The sequence below is a fragment of the Marinobacter sp. genome, assembly GCF_033722195.1.
GTDB lineage: Bacteria > Pseudomonadota > Gammaproteobacteria > Pseudomonadales > Oleiphilaceae > Marinobacter.
In genome coordinates this window covers 1-16477 of sequence record NZ_JAWVZL010000069.1, presented here as the reverse complement: position 1 = coordinate 16477, position 16477 = coordinate 1, and the positions used below count along the sequence as shown (strand labels likewise).

The following is a 16477-nucleotide window of genomic DNA, read 5'->3' as shown; positions in this document are numbered from 1 at the left end:
GGCCAGACCCTCGTCACCGGCTTTGCCCATATCCATGGCTACCCGGTGGGCATCATCGCCAACAACGGCATTCTTTTCAGCGAGGCCGCCCAGAAAGGCGCGCACTTTGTTGAACTGTGTTGCCAGCGCAACATCCCGCTGCTGTTCCTGCAGAACATCACCGGGTTCATGGTCGGCCAGAAATACGAATCCGAAGGAATCGCCAAGCACGGCGCCAAGATGGTCATGGCCGTGGCCTGTGCCAACGTGCCCAAGATCACCGTGCTGATCGGCGGGTCTTTCGGGGCGGGCAACTACGGCATGTGCGGTCGCGCCTACAGCCCGGACTTCCTCTGGATGTGGCCGAACGCCCGTATCTCGGTCATGGGCGGCGAGCAGGCCGCCGGCGTGCTAGCCCAGGTAAAACGCGAGGGCATGGAGCGCAAAGGCCAGGAGTGGAGCGCCGAAGAAGAGGCCGAGTTCAAGAAGCCGGTCATCGACAAGTACGAGGAACAGGGCCACCCCTATTACGCCAGCGCGCGGCTCTGGGACGACGGCGTCATCGACCCGGCCCAGACCCGGGAAGTCCTGGCCCTGAGCCTGTCCGCCACCCTCAACCGTCCGGCCAAACCGACGCGCTTCGGCGTGTTCCGGATGTAACCCAGGAGACCAAGATGCAAGACACTGATGCAGCGGTTGTGCTCAGACGCCGGGACGGCGGGGTTACCGAGGTGGTGCTGAACCGGCCGGACAAGCGCAACGCCTTCGACGACGTCATCATCCAGCAACTGATCGCCGCCCTGAAAGAAGTCAATGTCGACGACGCTACCCGGGTGGTGATCCTGCGCTCCGAGGGAAAGCATTTCTCGGCCGGCGCCGACCTCGGCTGGATGCGTCGCATGGCGGACAACAGCCGCCAGGAGAACCTCGACGACTCCCGGCAACTGGCCCGGCTGATGAATGTGCTCAATCACCTCTCCAAGCCGGTGATCGGCCTGGTCCAGGGCGCCGCCTACGGGGGCGCGGTGGGCCTGGCCGCCTGTTGCGATATCGTCATTGCGACCGAGAAATCCAGCTTCTGCCTGAGTGAAGTCAAACTCGGCCTGATACCGGCGGTGATCAGCCCCTACGTGGTGCGCGCCATTGGCGAGCGCCAGGCCCGGCGGTATTTCATCTCCGCCGAAGTGTTCAGCGCCAGGCAGGCTCAGGAATTCGGCCTCGTGCACATCGTCTGTGACGATGTGGAGGCCATGGAGGCCCGCTGTAACGACATGCTCGAGCAACTGGCCATGAACGGCCCCGAGGCCATGAACGCCGCCAAGGACCTGGTGTTTGCCGTCAGCTACAAGCCCATCAGCGACGACGTGATTGACGACACTGCCCACCGCATCGCGGAAATCCGGGTCGGTGAAGAAGGCCAGGAAGGGCTCAGCGCCTTTCTGAACAAGCGCAAAGCCGCCTGGATTCAGGGAGATAAGTCATAATGTTCAGCAAGATTCTCATTGCCAACCGTGGCGAAATCGCCTGCCGGATCACACAGACCGCCCACCGCATGGGTATCCGCGTGGTCGCCGTCTACTCGGACGCCGACGCAAACGCTCGCCATGTGGCCATGGCCGACGAAGCCTTTCACATCGGGCCGGCGCCCAGTTCCGAAAGCTACCTGCAAGCCGACAGGATCATCGAGGTTGCCAGGAAGAGCGGCGCCCAGGCCATCCACCCGGGCTACGGCTTCCTGTCCGAGAACACCCAGTTCGCCGAGGCCTGCGAGGCCAACGACATCGTGTTCATCGGCCCGCCCTCCTCGGCCATCGCCGCCATGGGCTCCAAATCCGCCGCCAAGGCGATCATGGAAAAGGCCGGTGTTCCGCTGGTACCGGGTTATCACGGTGCCGACCAGTCCCCGGAAACCCTGCGCAAGGAAGCCGAGAAATGCGGCTTCCCGCTGCTGCTGAAGGCCGTCGCCGGCGGCGGTGGCAAGGGCATGCGGGTCGTGGAGCGCATGGAAGACTTCGACGACGCCCTGGCCGCCGCCAAACGGGAGTCGAAGAACGCCTTCGGCAACCCGGACATGCTCATTGAGCGCTACCTGACCCAGTCGCGGCATGTGGAAATCCAGGTGTTCTGCGACAAGAGCGGTAAAGGCGTCTACCTGGCCGAGCGCGACTGCTCGGTCCAGCGCCGTCACCAGAAGGTGCTGGAGGAAGCGCCCGCCCCCGGTCTCAGCGAGGATACCCGCAAGGCCATGGGGGAAGCGGCGGTGAAAGCCGCCCAGGCCATCGACTATGTGGGCGCCGGCACCGTCGAGTTCCTCTACGATGTGGACGGCTCCTTCTTCTTCATGGAGATGAACACCCGACTGCAGGTCGAGCACCCGGTCACCGAAATGGTCACCGGTCAGGACCTGGTGGAATGGCAGCTGAAAGTGGCCTGGGGCGAAGCCCTGCCGCTGGAACAGGCCCAGGTCAGAACCCGCGGCCACGCCCTGGAGGCCCGCATCTACGCCGAGGACCCGGACCAGGATTTCCTGCCGGCCACCGGCAACCTGCGTTACCTCAGTACCCCGGACGAAAGCGCCCACGTGCGGGTGGATACCGGCGTCACCGAAGGCGACGACATCAGCATCCACTACGACCCCATGATCGCCAAGCTGATCGTCTGGGACGAAACCCGGGACCAGGCCATCAACCGCATGGTGCAGGCGCTGGAGCACTACCGCATCGCCGGGGTGAAGACCAACATCCGCTTCCTGCACGCCCTGGCAGATTGCCAGCCGTTCCGGGAGGCGGACCTGACCACCGGCTTCATCGAGGATCACCGGGAGCTGCTGTTCCCGAAATCCCGGCTGGACACCCACAAGGCGCTGGTGCTGGCCGCCGGTTTCGTGCTGGAGCAGCGCAAGTCCCGGGAGGTCATCAGCACCGACCCCTGGTCCCCCTTCGGTCGCCAGAACAGCTGGCGCCTGAACTCCGAATACGCCCAGCCGCTGCGGCTGCAGGTGGGTGACGACATCCACGAGCTCAAGGTGCTGGAACGGGACGACCGTTACCAGGTATACGTGGGTGACAGTGTCTACAACCTGACCGCCCGGCTGGACGACGACTACCTGCAGGCGGTCATCAACGGCCACCGCATCAGTGTCCACGGCAACCTGCACAACGACCAGCTGGTACTCTTCTATGAGGGCGACACCTTCCAGTGCACCCTGTACCGTGAAAGCTACGGGTTCGAGGAGATGGCCGGCGAAGGCAGCCTGGCGGCACCGATGAACGGTGCCATTGTGGCGGTACAGGCCAAGGTGGGCGACAGGGTCAGCCCCGGCCAGACCCTGGTGATCATGGAGGCCATGAAGATGGAGCACGCCATCAAGGCCCCGGCCGAGGGCGTGGTGACCGACATCTTCTTCGCCGAGGGCGATCAGGTGTCCGAGGGCGCCGAGCTGATCGCCATTGAAGTCAACCAGGACGAGGAGGCAGTCTGATGGCCCTTCCCAATGTGGTCCGGCTGGTGGAAATGAGCCCCCGGGACGGTTTGCAGAACGAACCCGGGGACGTGATTCCCACCCGCATCAAGACCGAGCTGATCGACCGCCTGGCGGCCACTGGCCTGATCCACATCGAGGCCACCAGCTTCGTGTCGCCCCGCTGGGTGCCCCAGATGGGCGACGCCGCCGAGGTGATGGCGGGCATCACCCGCCGTGCCAACGTACGTTACTCGGTACTCACCCCAAACATGAAAGGTTTCGAGAACGCCCTCGAGGCCCGGGCCGACGAGGTGGCGGTCTTTGCCGCCGCCTCCGAGACCTTCAGCCAGAAGAACATCAATTGCTCCATCGCCGAGAGCCTCGAGCGTTTCCGGCCGGTGCTGGAAGCCGCCTGTGCCAAGGGCATTCCGGTGCGGGGCTATGTCTCGACGGTGATGGGCTGCCCCTACGAGGGCGAGATCGCGCCGGAGCAGGTGGCGGCGGTGGCCCGGGAGCTGGCCTCCATGGGCTGTTACGAGATCTCCCTGGGCGACACCGTCGGTGTGGGCACGCCACTGAAAGCCAAGCGCATGCTGGCGGCGGTGGCCAAGGAAGTCCCCATGGACCGCCTGGCGGCCCACTTCCACGACACCTACGGCCAGGCCCTGGCCAATCTCTACGCGGTGATGGAGGAAGGCGTGGCGGTGATCGATTCGTCGGTTGCCGGCCTCGGCGGCTGCCCCTATGCCCGGGGCGCCTCGGGCAATGTTGCCACCGAAGACGTGCTCTACATGCTGAACGGTCTGGGTATCGCCACCGGCGTCGACCTGGACAAACTGGTGGAAACCGGCGGCTGGATCAGCGCCCAGCTCAAGCGGGCCAATGGCTCCAAGGTGGGCCAGGCCATGGCCGCTCCGGACAACAACACGAGGACATCCGATGACCAGCACTGAACGGCCCGTCGCACTGGACCTGCCCATACCATCACTGGACGAGCTGCCGACGGAAACCCGCCGCTATTTCGATATCTGCGTGGAAAAGCTCGGCATGATTCCCAACGTGCTGCGGGCTTACAGCCAAAACCTTGCCCAGATGAATGCCTTCACCCACATCTACAACGAGCTGATGCTGGGTGAGAGCGAACTGGACAAACTGGAGCGTGAGATGGTCGCCGTGGTGGTGTCCGCCGAGAACCGCTGCTTCTACTGCCTGGTGGCCCACGGCGCCGCGGTGCGCACCCTGAGCGGTGACCCGGTACTGGGGGAACACCTGGTGATGAACTACCGCAGCGCCAACCTCAGCCCGCGCCACCGCGCCATGCTGGATTACGCCAGCCTGCTGACCCGCACACCGGCCCAGGTCACCGAGGCGGATGCCGACGAACTCCGGAGGCAGGGTTTCAGTGACCGGGCAATCTGGGACCTCAGCAACGTCATCGGCTTCTACAACATGACCAACCGCGTGGCCATCGCCAGCGACATGAAGCCCAATCCGGAATACCACAATCAGGACCGCCAGCCCACTGCATGACAGTGCTGGCTCCCTACTACAACAACAAGGGGGATAAAGCATGAACAAGGCACTTCCCAGCTACACCAGCGGCGTATCCGACAAGCCTCTTCTGGGCATGACCATCGGCGATATGCTGGACCGCACCGCCGCACGCTTCCCGGACACCGAGGCCCTGGTGTGTCTGCATCAGGACATCCGCTGGACCTACAAAGAGTTCGTTGACAAGGTCAATGAGGCGGCCCGGGCGTTCATCGCCATCGGCGTCAAGCGCGGCGACCGGGTCGGCATGTGGTCACCCAACCGCTACGAGTGGACCGTCACCCAGTTTGCCACCGCCAAGGTCGGCGCCATTCTGGTGAACATCAACCCCGCCTACGGCGTGCACGAACTGGAATACGCCCTCAACCTGGCGGGGGTCCGCTTCCTGGTAACCGCCGACAGCTTCAAGGCGTCCGATTACCGGGCCATGCTGTACGAGCTGGCGCCGGAGCTGAAAGCCTGCAAGCCCGGTGAGCTCAAGGCCCAGCGGCTGCCGGAACTGGAAGGCGTGATCAACCTGCACGACCAGAATCACGACGGCATGTGGTCCTGGGCGGATTTCATCAAGCAGGCGGAGGGGGCTACCCAGGCCCAGGTGGATGATGTCCAGGCCACCCTGCAGTTCGACGACCCCATCAATATCCAGTTCACCTCCGGCACCACCGGCAACCCCAAGGGCGCCACCCTCACCCACCACAACATTCTCAACAACGGCTACTTCGTGGGCGAGAGCCAACTGCTGACGGAGAAGGACCGCCTGGTCATCCCGGTTCCGCTCTATCACTGCTTCGGCATGGTGATGGGCAACCTGGGCTGCATTACCCACGGCACCACCATGATCTACCCGGGCGAAGGCTTCGAGCCGAAATCCGTGCTGCAGGCCGTGCACCAGGAGAAGGCTACCGCCCTCTACGGCGTACCCACCATGTTCATTGCCGAACTGGCGGAGTCGGACTTCGAGACCTTCGATCTTTCCAGCCTTCGTACCGGCATCATGGCCGGCTCCATCTGCCCGGCCGAGGTCATGAAGAAGGTCAACGGCAAGATGAACATGAAGGAGGTCCAGATCGCCTACGGCATGACCGAGACCAGCCCGGTGTCCACCCAGACCAGCTCCCTCGACCCCTTCGAGAAGCAGGTCACCACCGTGGGACGCACCCAGCCGCACCTGGAGACCAAGATCGTGGATCCGGCCAACGGCAATGTGGTGCCCAGGGGAGAGATTGGCGAGCTCTGCACCCGCGGCTACAGCGTGATGCTGAAATACTGGAACAACGAGGAGAAGACCCGCGAGGCCATCGACGACGCCGGCTGGATGCACACCGGTGACCTGGCCACCATGGACGAGGACGGCTACATCCAGATCGTCGGCCGCATCAAGGACATGGTGATCCGCGGCGGCGAGAACATCTACCCGAAGGAAATCGAGGAGTTCCTGTACACCCACCCCTCCATCGAGGAGGTTCAGGTGACCGGCATTCCCGATGAAAAGTACGGTGAGGAACTGATCGCCTGGGTCAAGCTGCGCCCGGACGCGGATCCGGTCACCGGTGCCGACCTGCAGGCCTACTGCAAGGGCAAGATCGCCCACTTCAAGATCCCCAAGAACTACAAGTTCGTGGACGAGTTCCCCATGACCGTCACCGGCAAGATCCAGAAATTCAAGATGCGCGAGATGTCCATCGAGGAAATGGGCCTGAAGAAGTAAGCCGCATCACAAGAATCCGGCAACCCCTTTACCCCGGCTAACCGTCGGGGTTTTTTCTTTATCAGGTCCGTTCCTGTTCACGGCTATCGTAGCGGTATGGCTCGCCCTCCTCGTTCTGGAGCTGATAGTCATAGGCAGCCTGCAGACCCGTCTCCTCCGCACCTTCAGCCTCCGGCCCAAGGTCAAGATAACGGGGGTATAAAGGTGACAGCATCGCCACCAGAATGCCGATAACGGCGAATGCCGCAAACCCATCGGCGTATCCCAGCTGATTGACCAGCATGCCGACAAGCGGCGAACCAGCCGCCTGCCCCAACGCCACGGCCATGAATGGCAGCACCGGCCCCATCGATAGCCGACCGGGTAGCAGGCGAATGCCGGTCATCAGATACAGCCCGGTCAGACTCATGTAGGCCAGACCGAACACCAGCGCGGAAAACGCGGCGATCAGGATCTGATCCGGACTGGCGGCAATCAGCGCCAGGCTGGAAGCCAGCATCATCAGCATCAATGCCTGGGTGATCGCCGGGTTGTTGCGGTCCGCCAGATCGGCCACAACGGCGCCGCCGAGCCCTGCAATGCCAACCGCCAGCCAGAGCCAGCCGGTTGAGCTGGCGGGCAGGCCCCCCAGGCTGACCACCAGATCGGGGGCGAAAATCCAGTAGGCCGAGGACACGAACCCCATGGCAAATGCAAACGCTGACAGCACGGCGAGCCGGGACCACTGCAGTGCGCTGATTGGCGGCGCTGGCGCGGCATTGGCGGGCATCACTCGAGATACGGAGGGTATGACATACCAGGCCGCCACGGCAGCCAAGCCGGCCACGACGGCAAAGGACAGGTAAGCGGAGCGCCAGGCGCCCGCCAGAAAAAGCACCGTCGGCACGGCAACGGCGACGCCAATGCTGGTGCCTGCGTTCATCACTGCACTCACGCGGCCATGCAGCGAGCGCTTCACCAGCGCCTGCATGGCGGCGGTCAGGGCGGGCATCATCAGACCGGTGCAGATGCCACAGGCAAACACGCCGAGGCCAAGTGACACGGCCCCGGAGGCCTGGCTGATCAACGCCAGCCCCACAACACCGCAACCGCTTGAGAGTACCGCCGTGTTGCGGGCGCCCAGGCGGTCAGCCGCAAGCGGCGCAACCACCGTGGCCAACAGAAAACTGATCAGGGGCAAGGCGCCGATGATCCCGATGACGCTGGCGGTCAACCCCAGTTCACTCCGGATCGGGGGCACGAACAAACCGAAAGCAAAGCGCGCAAGCCCGTAGCTGATCGCCACCAGGACCGCACCAAACAGCGCAAAACCGGTGCTCGACGGCAATTTCATACGATCCCCTCCCGAATCCATCACACCGTTGAGGATAGGACGGATCCTGGGCTTGCGCTGGCGAATTCTCGCCCTGAGGGATTCAGGCGAACCCGGTGCCATGAATGACAAGACCCCGGGCTAGCCGGGGTCTTGTCATTACTCACACTGCCAAGTTGTCTCAGCTCAGGTTTTTCTTCACGAACTTCTGAATCTCCCCTACGATACCGGAGCGGAAGGCGATGACCGTGAGGATGAAGATACCGCCAAGGATGGCATCGACCCAGTCCCCGAGCGGCCCCTGGGACAGCTGGTACTCCAGGTTGACCACGAAGGTGGCGCCCACCACCGGCCCCAGCAGGGTGCCGGTTCCGCCCAGCAGTGTCATCAGGATGACCTCACCGGACATATGCCAGTGGGCATCGTTCAGTGACGCCAGCTGGAACACCACGGTTTTCATGGAGCCGGCAAGCCCCGCCAGGCCTGCGGACATCACGAACGCCACCAGTTTGTACCAATTGACGTTGTAGCCCAGCGAGATGGCCCGGGGTTCGTTCTGCTTGATGGCCTTGAGCACCTGGCCGAACGGCGAGTTCACGGTGCGCTGAACCAGCAGGTAGCCGAACAGGAAGACCGCCAGCACGAAATAGTACATGGCCAGGTTGTTCTCCAGGTTCACCAGCCCGAACAGGTAGCCTCTGGGCACCCCGTGCATGCCGTCCTCACCACCGGTGAATTCGGCCTGTACGAAGAAGAAGAACACCAGCTGTGCCAGCGCCAAGGTAATCATCGCAAAATAGATACCCTGGCGGCGGATGGTCACGATGGCAAAGCCCAGCCCCAGCAGAGTGGCGGCGGCGGTGCCGGCCAGAATCCCCATTTCGGTGGTCACCCCGGAATAGGTGGAGAGCAGGTAGCCGGTGGTGTAGCCACCGGTTGCCAGGAAGGCCGCATGACCAAAGGACAGCAGGCCGGTGAACCCCAGCAGCAGGTTGAAGGCCACTGCAAACAGCGCAAAGCACAGGATCTTCATCAGGAAGACCGGGTACATGACCGCCGGCGCCACCAGCAGGATCGCCAGCAGGACCAGGTTGAGGATCAGCTTCTTGCGGTCAGCGGCCTTCTGCTGCTGGACCATGGTGGTGCGGATCGCGGAATCGTTAGTGGGTGTTGCCATGGTTAGGCCTCCTTACCGAACAGGCCCGACGGACGGATCAGCAGAACCACCACCATGACCAGGAAGATGACCGCGGAGGAGAACTCCGGCCAGAACACCTTGGTGAAGCCCTCGATGACGCCCATCAGCAGGCCGGTGATCACCGCACCGGCAATGGAGCCCATGCCACCGATGACCACCACCGCGAAAACCACGATCAGGATGTGGGAACCCATCACCGGCGTGACCGAATAGATGGGCGCGGCCAGCACCCCGGCAAAGGCCGCCAGTGCCACGCCGAAGCCATAGGTCAGGCTCACCAGCAGCGGCACATTGATACCGAAGCCCTGCATCAGCTGGGAGTCCTCGGTACCGGCTCTCAGGTAGGAGCCCAGTTTGGTCTTCTCGATCATGAACCAGGTGGCGAAGCATGCCAGCAGAGCCATCAGGATGACCCAGCCCCGGTAATAGGGCATGAACATGAAACCGAGGTTGATACCGCCCTGGAACACCTCCGGAATGGAATAGCGCAGACCGGAGACGCCGTAGATATTCACCAGCACACCCTGAATCACCAGGGCAACGCCAAATGTCAGCAGCAGGCTGTAGATGTGGTCTTCATGAGCAATTCTGCGAAGCAGGAAATACTCGATCAGCACCCCGAAGGCACCTACCAGCAGCGGGGCCAGAAACAGCGACACCCAGTAGCTGACGCCGAGGGCATCGAACATCACCACCGTCGAAAGGGCCCCCAACATGTAGAACGCGCCGTGGGTGAAATTGATGATCTTAAGTAACCCGAAAATCACCGCAAGGCCGAGGCTCAGTAGCGCATAGAAGGCGCCGTTGATGACCCCGAGCAGCAGCTGGCCGAAAAGAACGGCGACGGGCACTCCCAGTATCATGGTCATGTCGAGAACTCCAAGGAAAAAACCGCTGTCACATCCAGCCAGCGAATCAGTAAAGGGTGCCTGCGGCCAACCCGGGCGGGGAGGTCCGCCCGGGATCGGCCGCAGGCCTGGTCAGAGCCTCAGTTCTGGCTGACCAGCGGGCACTTGCTCTCGGACAGCGGGCGGTAGGCTTCGTCGCCCGGGATAGTCCGCACGATCTTGTACAGGTCCCACTCGTTCTTGGACTCGGCGGGGGTCTTGACCTCGGCCAGGTACATGTCGTGAACCATCCGGCCGTCCTCACGGATAACGCCGTTCTTGGCGAACATATCGTTGATGGGGGTGGCCATCATCTGCTTGCGCACCGCCTGGGCCTCGTCGGAACCGGTCTCGTCCACGGCTTTCAGGTACTGCATGGTGCTGGAGTAGATGCCGGCGTGAACCATGGTGGGCCGCACACCGGTCTCTTCCATGAAACGGTCGGACCAGGCCCGGGTCTCATCGTTCATGTCCCAGTACCAGCCAGTGGTCAGCTGGATGCCCTGGGCGACGTCGGCACCCAGCGCATGCACGTCGGTCAGGAACAGCAGCAGCGCTGCCAGGGTCTGGCCGGTCTGGGTCACCCCGAACTCGTTGGCGGTGGTGATGGCGTTGGTGGTGTCGGCACCGGCGTTGGCCAGGGCCACCACGTCGGCTCCCGAGGACTGCGCCTGCAGGATGAACGAGGAGAAGTCAGATGTCGGGAACGGGTGCCGCACGGCCTGGATCACTTCCCCGCCATTGGCTTCCACCACCCGGGTCACATCCGCTTCCAGGGCGTGACCGAAGGCGTAATCCGCGGTCAGGATGAACCAGGTCTTGCCGCCCTCCTTCACGATGGCGCTGGCGGTACCGTTGGCCAGCGGATAGGTGTCGTAGACGTAGTGGATGTGGTTCGGCGTGCAGTGTTCGTTGGTGATGCTGGAGGCGGCCGAACCGGACACGATGCCCAGACGGTTGCTTTCCTTGAGGATGTTGCTGACTGCGATGGTGACCGAGGAAGCCACCAGACCGGCCACCAGGTCCACCTGCTCGTTCTCGACCCAGCGCCTTACGGTACTGGAGGCCACATCCGGGCTGTTGCGGTCATCGGCACTGACCACCTCGATCTTGGCGCCATTGACGGTGCCGCCAAAGTCCTTGATCGCCATGTTCAGAGCTGCCAGGCCATTGGGACCGGCCAGGTCACGGTAGGTACCGGACATATCGGCCAGGTAGCCGATCTTGACGGTGTCGTCCGAAATCGCAGCCTGCGCTCCAGAAACCAGCAGGGTTGAGGCAATTGCGGACGTCAGGAGCTTCTTCATAATTGTCATTGTTGTGTCTCCGTTGGTGTCTTGGTGCTCGTTAACTTCTGCACGGAATTTTCCGTTTTTCGGAGCCTTCCGTTCTCTGCTACCAGGCGTCAGACGCCGAGATAGTCGTTTAGCAGCGACTGCTTGGCTTCAAGCTCGTCACCGCGAATCTCTTCCGCGATCAGGCCGTGCTCCATCACGTAGTGACGGTCGGCCAGGGGCGCGGCGAAATGGAAATTCTGCTCCACCAGCACGATGGTCAGGCCCTTGGCCTTGAGCTTCATCAGCACATCCGCCAGGCTCTGGACGATCACCGGGGCCAGACCCTCGGTGATCTCATCCAGCAGCAGCAGGTTGGCGCCGGTGCGCAGGATGCGGGCCATGGCCAGCATCTGCTGCTCGCCGCCGGACAGCTTGGTGCCCTGGCTGAAGCGCCGCTCGTACAGGTTGGGGAACATGTTGTAGATCTCTTCCAGGCTCATACCGCCACTGCGCACCACCGGCGGCAGCAGCAGGTTTTCCTGGACATTGAGGCTGGAGAAGATACCCCGGTGTTCCGGACAGTAGCCCACCCCCAGCCGCGCGATCTGGTGTGGCGCACAGGTCATGGTGTCGTTGCCGTTGATCATGATGGAGCCGGTACGCCGCCCCACCATGTTCATGATGGCCTTGAGGGTGGTGCTGCGGCCGGCACCGTTGCGGCCCAGCAGGGTCACCAGCTCGCCCCGGCGTACCACCATGTCGATGCCGTGCAGGATGTGGGACTCGCCGTAGAAGGCATGCAGCCCCTCGATGCGCAGCTGTTCGTAATCCCGGTCGTTGGTGCTGCTCATTGGGCCTCCTCCGCTGCCGTCGAGGCGGTGCCCATGTAGACCTCACGCACCCTTGGGTCGGCAGATACCTCCTGGTAGCTGCCCTCGGTCAGCACAGCGCCCTGGGACAGCACGGTAATGCGGTCACAGAGTTTGCTGACCACGCTCAGGTTGTGCTCCACCATGAGCACGGTGCGGCCCTTGGCGGCCTTGCGGACCAGTTCAACCACCCGCTCCACGTCCTCGCCGCCCATACCCTGGGTGGGCTCGTCCAGCAGCAGAAGCTGCGGCTCCATGGCCAGGGTGGTGGCCAGCTCCAGCGCCCGCTTGCGGCCGTAGGCCAGTTCCACGGTCAGGGTATCGGCGAAGTCTGCCAGCCCGACCGCATCCAGCAGCTCCAGACAGCGTTCGTTGAGGCGATTGAGACTGCGGCCGGATTTCCAGAAGTGAAAACTGTTGCCCTCGAAGCTCTGCAGGGCAATGCGGACATTCTCCAGCGCGGTCATATGGGGGAAAACGGCGGAAATCTGGAACGAGCGCACCACGCCTTTACGGGCGATGGCGGCAGATTTCATCGGCGTGATGTCCTCACCCTTGAACAGGATCTTGCCGCGGGTCGGTGGCAGGAACTTGGTCAGCAGGTTGAAGACCGTGGTCTTGCCGGCACCGTTGGGACCGATCAGGGCGTGGATATGGCCCTTCTCGACTTTCAGATTAACGTCGTCCACCGCGACAAAGCCTTTGAATTCTTTAACCAGGCCACGGGTTTCCAGTACAAATTGGTCACTCATGTTGCCCTGTAACCTCTACTTATTGTTTTGGTGTGATGCCCTATCTCAACAGCAGTTGACGTCAACGTCAACCTTTACTGATTGCTATCACCATTAGACCTTGCGCTAGCCGATCCGCCCTCCCCCTCCCCGGGCTCGATGATGATGGATGTCACGAACGACCGGATGGCGGACACGACGAACTCCGGCTGCTGGGCGTGAGGGAAATGGCCGGCCTCCGGCACCATCAGCCCCCGTGCCCGGGCGCCGAGCCGTTCCACGATGCTGTGGACCTGCTCCGGCAGACCGTATTCGTCGTTTTCGCCCTGCAAGACCAGGGTCGGGCACCGAATCCTGGCCAACCAGGGCTCGAAATTCATACGCTGCTGGAATTCGGGATCAAGCCAGGTGTCCTGCCAGGCATCGAACAGCAACCGGCCCCTCTCGCCATGCCGCCGGGCCAGCCGTTCCGGCAGATCGGTGGTGCGGTAGCGTTCGGCGGTTTCCCGGATGCCCTGGATGGTGAGCCGGTCCACAGTGATATGGGGTGCCATGGTGACCAGCCCCGTGACCCGGTCCGGCATGGCACCGGCCCCCACCAGGACAATGGAGCCGCCGTCGCTATGGCCTACCAGGATCACTTGGTCCAGCGCCAGGGCCTCCAGCAGCCGCGGCAGCCAGACCTCGCCTTCCACTTCAAGATAGTCCATGGGCCGGGGATACGCCTCCGGCGTGGAGCTGCCGTAGCCCCGGCGATCATAGGCGAGTACGTCCAGCCCGGTGGCCCGCGCCAGCTGCATGGGGAAATCCCGCCACAGCTCGATGTTGCCCAGGGCTTCGTGCAGCAGCACCAGGGTATGATCGGACCCGCCGGGCTGGTGCCAGCGACGTACCTGCAGGGTCACGCCTTCCGCCAGCGTTACCGCCTGGTCCGAGGTGGTGATGGTGGTCATGACTTCCCCGGAATGGCGTAGCTGATGGTGGCGTGGGCCACCGGGTCCTCACCGCCCCGGGAGCGCAGGTAGACTTCACCCACCCCCAGGGTCCGGCCAACCTTGAGCATGCGGGCGTAGGCAATGATGGGCTCACCGGCCACCGGCTTGCGCAGGAAGTTGATGTTGAGGTTGTTGGTGACCGCCAGCGGCACCAGGCCGATCTGGCTGAGCAGGGCCGCGTAGAGCGCCACGTCCGCCAGTGCCATCAACGTCGGGCCTGACACGGTGCCACCGGGGCGAAGGTGCTCATCCCCCACCGGCAGGCTCATCTCCGCCCAGCCGTCCCCGGAGCGCTCGAGGGTTCCGAAGCGCTCGCCCTGGGGGAACTGTTCGGCCAGAAAATGCCTCAGTTCCTCGGTGGACACCGTCATTGGCCAAGTTCCTCCTTGGCCTGGTTACGCAGGATAAAGCGCTGGATCTTGCCGCTGGGGGTCTTGGGCAGCTCGCTGACGAACTCGATTTCCCGCGGGAAGGCATGGGTGGACAGCCGCCGCCGGACCAGTTCCTGCAGCTCGGTCTTGAGCGCCTCCTCATCGTCGGGCTCGTGGCCGGAGCGCAGCACCACGTAGGCCTTGATGATGGAGCCGCGCTTCTCGTCCGGCTTGCCCACCACGCCGGACTCCGCCACCGCCGCGTGCTCCAGCAGCGTGCTCTCCACATCCGCCGGGCCCACGCGGTAGCCCGCGGTGGTGATGATGTCGTCATCCCGGCCACTGAACGAGAAACTGCCATCGCCGTGGGCAATGGCCATGTCCCCGGTCAGGTAGTAGCCGCCGGTGAAGGGGTCCTTCTCGCCCCAGGTGTAGCCCTCGAAGCAGAACAGCGGCGAGTTGGCCACATCCACCGCCAGTTGCCCCACTTCGCCCTCACCCACTTCCTCGTTCTTGTAGTTGAGCGCGACGACCCGGTGTCCGGGGGCGGAATAGCCCATGGAGCCGGTCTTCTTCGGATGCGCCAGGGCATGGAAGTTACAGCAGGTCATGCCGGTCTCGGTCTGGCCGTAATGGTCCAGCACCACGCAGTGATGACGGCGCTCGATCCAGCTGGTGACCTCGGGATTCAGCGGCTCGCCGGCGCTGCTGGCCACCCGCAGCCCCAGGTTCTCGCCTTCCGGCAGCACGTCGTCATTCGCCTTGAGCAGCCGGTAGGCCGTGGGCGCCGCCGCCAGGTTGGTGATCCGGTATTTGCGGATCATGTCGTAGGTGGTTTCCGGGGTGAACGGATTGGGGTTGAAATGGGTGGCATGGCCCATCATCAGCGGCCCGATCACCGCGTAGTAGAGACCGTAGGCCCAGCCCGGGTCCGCAACATTCCAGAACACGTCCTCGTCCCGCAGGTCGATGGCGTATTTCATGTAAACATAAAATGACAACAGCGCCTTGGCCGGCACCGCAACGCCCTTGGACTTGCCAACGGTGCCGGAGGTAAACATCTGCAGGAAGGGATCTTCCCCGGTAATCATCACCGGCTCGAACTGGTCCGACTGCTGCTCGAGGATATCGTGGAGATCGTCCACCTGGGCGCCGGTATCGGCAGCGGACACACAGAGCATCGGCGGGCAGTTCTCCACTTCGGTGAGCTTGGGGTAGTTGACGGCGTCGGTCACCACCAGTCGGGTGCTGGCGCGCTCCAGCCGGTATTCGATGGCGCCCGAGCCAAAGGCGGTGAACAGCGGCTGATACACGGCACCGGCCCGCAGGGTGCCGGCAATCACAATCAGCAGTTCCGGGCTGCGGGGCAGCAGGCCCGCGACCCGGTCGCCCTTGCCGATGCCCTTGGAAGCCAGGTAATTGGCAAAACGGGCCGACGCGGTCTTGAGCTCGGCAAATGTCAGCTTGCCGGAGCCGCCATCGACGGTCTCGTAGAACAGGGCGACGCGCTCGGGGTCGTCCGCCCACTTGTCGCAGATCTCGTGACAGACATTGAGACCGGACGTCAGGCTGCCATCCAGAATCTCGTTTTCCAGACGGTCAGGGTCGAATTCTTGGTAGACGCTTGCGTATTCCGGAAGGGCCATGATCAGCTCCAATTGTTTTTGTAGTGGGCTTTTCGATTGTCAGATTTAGCACAGCTTGCTGTTTACGTAAAGGTAAACCTGGTAACCGGAAAAGTCCCTGGGCGTGGGACCTTTCCGGCTCCGAAAACTAGCCTTTTTCGTGGTAGTAGAAGCGCTGGATGCTGGAGAAATCCAGCTCGCCGTTGCCCTGCCCGGCGTGCAGCTCGAACAGGTTGCGGGCCAGCGCACCCATCGGCACCGGGGCGTGGTTCTGGACCGCATTGTCCAGGGCCAGGCCCAGGTCCTTGTTCATCAGGTTCACCAGGAAGCCGCCCTGGTAGTCCCTGGAGGCCGGCGCGCCCTCCATGACGCCGGGCCAGGGGTTGTAGACGTTCAGCGCCCAGTTACCACCGGAGCTGGCTTTCATGATCTCCGAGAGGGTGGCCGGATCCAGGCCGTTTTTGACGCCCAGGGCCAGCGCCTCGCTGGTGCCGCTCATCAGGATGGCCAG

At 63.1% G+C, this 16477-nt stretch carries 16 protein-coding genes; 6 read left to right on the top strand and 10 right to left on the bottom strand.

Annotated features, from left to right (window positions below):
- From R3280_RS12060 to R3280_RS12035, 6 genes are all read left to right on the top strand, one after another.
- Window positions 1-639, top strand: a 639-nt coding sequence (locus tag R3280_RS12060; RefSeq protein ID WP_318998857.1) for a carboxyl transferase domain-containing protein, incomplete at its 5' end; no start/stop codon positions are given.
- 14 nt (window positions 640-653) lie between these two features.
- Window positions 654-1463, top strand: a complete 810-nt coding sequence (locus tag R3280_RS12055; protein ID WP_318998856.1) for an enoyl-CoA hydratase-related protein — start codon at window positions 654-656, stop codon at window positions 1461-1463.
- Window positions 1463-3460 (top strand): acetyl/propionyl/methylcrotonyl-CoA carboxylase subunit alpha, encoded by a 1998-nt coding sequence (locus R3280_RS12050; RefSeq protein ID WP_318998855.1) that lies wholly within the window; start codon window positions 1463-1465, stop codon window positions 3458-3460. Before R3280_RS12055 ends, R3280_RS12050 begins: the two co-directional genes overlap by 1 nt.
- The gene (locus R3280_RS12045) at window positions 3460-4395 is read left to right on the top strand and encodes a hydroxymethylglutaryl-CoA lyase (RefSeq protein WP_318998854.1); all 936 of its coding nucleotides are present in this window, start codon (window positions 3460-3462) and stop codon (window positions 4393-4395) included. Before R3280_RS12050 ends, R3280_RS12045 begins: the two co-directional genes overlap by 1 nt.
- Window positions 4382-4972 carry a peroxidase-related enzyme gene (locus tag R3280_RS12040; RefSeq protein WP_318998853.1) on the top strand — a complete coding sequence of 197 codons (591 nt, stop codon included), beginning with the start codon at window positions 4382-4384 and terminating at the stop codon, window positions 4970-4972. The genes R3280_RS12045 and R3280_RS12040 overlap by 14 nt, the downstream gene beginning before the upstream one ends.
- A 40-nt stretch (window positions 4973-5012) precedes the next feature.
- The gene (locus R3280_RS12035) at window positions 5013-6701 is read left to right on the top strand and encodes an AMP-binding protein (RefSeq protein WP_318998852.1); all 1689 of its coding nucleotides are present in this window, start codon (window positions 5013-5015) and stop codon (window positions 6699-6701) included.
- A gap of 61 nt (window positions 6702-6762) precedes the next feature.
- On the opposite strand, the gene R3280_RS12030 is transcribed toward R3280_RS12035, so the two are convergent.
- The 10 genes from R3280_RS12030 to R3280_RS11985 form a co-directional block, all read right to left on the bottom strand.
- Entirely contained in the window at window positions 6763-8034 is a 1272-nt protein-coding gene (locus tag R3280_RS12030) for an MFS transporter (RefSeq protein ID WP_318998851.1), read from the bottom strand.
- A 160-nt stretch (window positions 8035-8194) separates the two neighbouring features.
- Window positions 8195-9190: a branched-chain amino acid ABC transporter permease gene (locus R3280_RS12025; protein ID WP_318998850.1), complete on the bottom strand. Its 996-nt coding sequence runs from the start codon at window positions 9188-9190 to the stop codon at window positions 8195-8197.
- A gap of 2 nt (window positions 9191-9192) precedes the next feature.
- Window positions 9193-10080, bottom strand: coding sequence for a branched-chain amino acid ABC transporter permease (locus R3280_RS12020; RefSeq protein WP_318998849.1), 888 nt, complete (start codon window positions 10078-10080; stop codon window positions 9193-9195).
- Window positions 10081-10199: 119 nt separating this feature from the next.
- A complete protein-coding gene (locus tag R3280_RS12015) occupies window positions 10200-11414 on the bottom strand; it encodes an ABC transporter substrate-binding protein (RefSeq protein WP_318998848.1) in 1215 nt (404 codons plus the stop codon).
- A gap of 89 nt (window positions 11415-11503) precedes the next feature.
- A complete protein-coding gene (locus R3280_RS12010) occupies window positions 11504-12226 on the bottom strand; it encodes an ABC transporter ATP-binding protein (protein ID WP_318998847.1) in 723 nt (240 codons plus the stop codon).
- On the bottom strand, window positions 12223-12996 hold the full coding sequence (locus tag R3280_RS12005; RefSeq protein ID WP_318998846.1) for an ABC transporter ATP-binding protein: 774 nt from the start codon (window positions 12994-12996) through the stop codon (window positions 12223-12225). Before R3280_RS12005 ends, R3280_RS12010 begins: the two co-directional genes overlap by 4 nt.
- Before the next feature lie 74 nt (window positions 12997-13070).
- Window positions 13071-13928 carry an alpha/beta hydrolase gene (locus R3280_RS12000; RefSeq protein ID WP_318998845.1) on the bottom strand — a complete coding sequence of 286 codons (858 nt, stop codon included), beginning with the start codon at window positions 13926-13928 and terminating at the stop codon, window positions 13071-13073.
- A complete protein-coding gene (locus tag R3280_RS11995) occupies window positions 13925-14341 on the bottom strand; it encodes a PaaI family thioesterase (protein WP_318998844.1) in 417 nt (138 codons plus the stop codon). Before R3280_RS11995 ends, R3280_RS12000 begins: the two co-directional genes overlap by 4 nt.
- A complete protein-coding gene (locus R3280_RS11990; protein WP_318998843.1) occupies window positions 14338-15987 on the bottom strand; it encodes an AMP-binding protein in 1650 nt (549 codons plus the stop codon). The genes R3280_RS11995 and R3280_RS11990 overlap by 4 nt, the downstream gene beginning before the upstream one ends.
- Window positions 15988-16114: 127 nt before the next feature.
- Window positions 16115-16477: NAD-binding protein (locus R3280_RS11985; protein WP_318998842.1), on the bottom strand; the 363-nt coding region annotated here is incomplete at its 5' end.

What these genes read in the sequence shown, in the direction of transcription:
- R3280_RS12010 (WP_318998847.1), bottom strand. Translation starts at nt 12,226, where the DNA reads ATGAGCAGCACCAACGACCGGGATTACGAACAGCTGCGCATCGAGGGG.
- R3280_RS11995 (WP_318998844.1), bottom strand. Translation starts at nt 14,341, where the DNA reads ATGACGGTGTCCACCGAGGAACTGAGGCATTTTCTGGCCGAACAGTTC.
- R3280_RS12040 (WP_318998853.1), top strand. Translation starts at nt 4,382, where the DNA reads ATGACCAGCACTGAACGGCCCGTCGCACTGGACCTGCCCATACCATCA.
- R3280_RS12035 (WP_318998852.1), top strand. Translation starts at nt 5,013, where the DNA reads ATGAACAAGGCACTTCCCAGCTACACCAGCGGCGTATCCGACAAGCCT.
- R3280_RS12005 (WP_318998846.1), bottom strand. Translation starts at nt 12,996, where the DNA reads ATGAGTGACCAATTTGTACTGGAAACCCGTGGCCTGGTTAAAGAATTC.
- R3280_RS12045 (WP_318998854.1), top strand. Translation starts at nt 3,460, where the DNA reads ATGGCCCTTCCCAATGTGGTCCGGCTGGTGGAAATGAGCCCCCGGGAC.
- R3280_RS12020 (WP_318998849.1), bottom strand. Translation starts at nt 10,080, where the DNA reads ATGACCATGATACTGGGAGTGCCCGTCGCCGTTCTTTTCGGCCAGCTG.
- R3280_RS12030 (WP_318998851.1), bottom strand. Translation starts at nt 8,034, where the DNA reads ATGAAATTGCCGTCGAGCACCGGTTTTGCGCTGTTTGGTGCGGTCCTG.
- R3280_RS12000 (WP_318998845.1), bottom strand. Translation starts at nt 13,928, where the DNA reads ATGACCACCATCACCACCTCGGACCAGGCGGTAACGCTGGCGGAAGGC.
- R3280_RS12015 (WP_318998848.1), bottom strand. Translation starts at nt 11,414, where the DNA reads ATGACAATTATGAAGAAGCTCCTGACGTCCGCAATTGCCTCAACCCTG.
- R3280_RS11990 (WP_318998843.1), bottom strand. Translation starts at nt 15,987, where the DNA reads ATGGCCCTTCCGGAATACGCAAGCGTCTACCAAGAATTCGACCCTGAC.
- R3280_RS12025 (WP_318998850.1), bottom strand. Translation starts at nt 9,190, where the DNA reads ATGGCAACACCCACTAACGATTCCGCGATCCGCACCACCATGGTCCAG.
- R3280_RS12050 (WP_318998855.1), top strand. Translation starts at nt 1,463, where the DNA reads ATGTTCAGCAAGATTCTCATTGCCAACCGTGGCGAAATCGCCTGCCGG.
- R3280_RS12055 (WP_318998856.1), top strand. Translation starts at nt 654, where the DNA reads ATGCAAGACACTGATGCAGCGGTTGTGCTCAGACGCCGGGACGGCGGG.